This window comes from Streptococcus pseudopneumoniae, assembly GCF_038148935.1.
Taxonomy (GTDB): domain Bacteria; phylum Bacillota; class Bacilli; order Lactobacillales; family Streptococcaceae; genus Streptococcus; species Streptococcus pseudopneumoniae_U.
This window is the reverse complement of sequence record NZ_JBBJZX010000196.1, coordinates 1-665: the sequence shown is the minus strand read 5'-3', so window position 1 is coordinate 665 and position 665 is coordinate 1. Positions and strand designations below refer to the sequence as shown.

The following is a 665-nucleotide window of genomic DNA, read 5'->3' as shown; positions in this document are numbered from 1 at the left end:
CAAGTTTATCTTTCTTTCACAAACCTTCACTTTTCTAATGACAAACAAAAAAAGGTTGACATTCTTGTAAATGGAGAAAAGAAAACTTTTACAACTGATAATGTCTTCTCCTTCTTTAATCTAGGCTATACAAAAGATACAAAAACTTTTAATATTCATGTTAGTTTCCCTGGAAATTCACAAGTATCATTTGAATCTCCTACCTTCTACCGTTTAGATACCCAAACTTTAACTGAGGCAATTCAAAAAATTAAAGAACAACCTGTCACAGTATCAACTTCTAAAAACAATGTTTTTGCTACATATGATGTCCAACAAGATACATCTATTTTTTTCACTATTCCTTATGACAAAGGTTGGTCTGCCTACCAAGATGATAAGAAAATAGAAATGAAACAAGCTCAAACTGGCTTTATGAAAGTTGACGTTCCTAAGGGAAAAGGAACTATTACACTTTCCTTTATTCCCAATGGTTTTATTACTGGAGCAATCTGTTCCTTTACTTCTCTTTTACTATTTGGAATCTATAATCACAAACGAAAATCATCTAAGACATAAAAAAATCGACCAGTTGGTCGATTTTTTTAATCTTCTTCCATTTTCTTAGGTTGATAGGCTAGCATACCTAAACAAATAAATAGTACTAATATAACGGCAAGGAAAAT

1 protein-coding gene is annotated in these 665 nt (G+C 31.1%); it reads left to right on the top strand.

Going from position 1 to position 665, the window contains the following annotated elements; genetic code table 11:
* The coding region (locus tag WKI42_RS10570) for a YfhO family protein (protein ID WP_368081900.1) at window positions 1–558 on the top strand (558 nt) is incomplete at its 5' end.
* Between the last annotated feature and the right edge of the window lie 107 nt (window positions 559–665).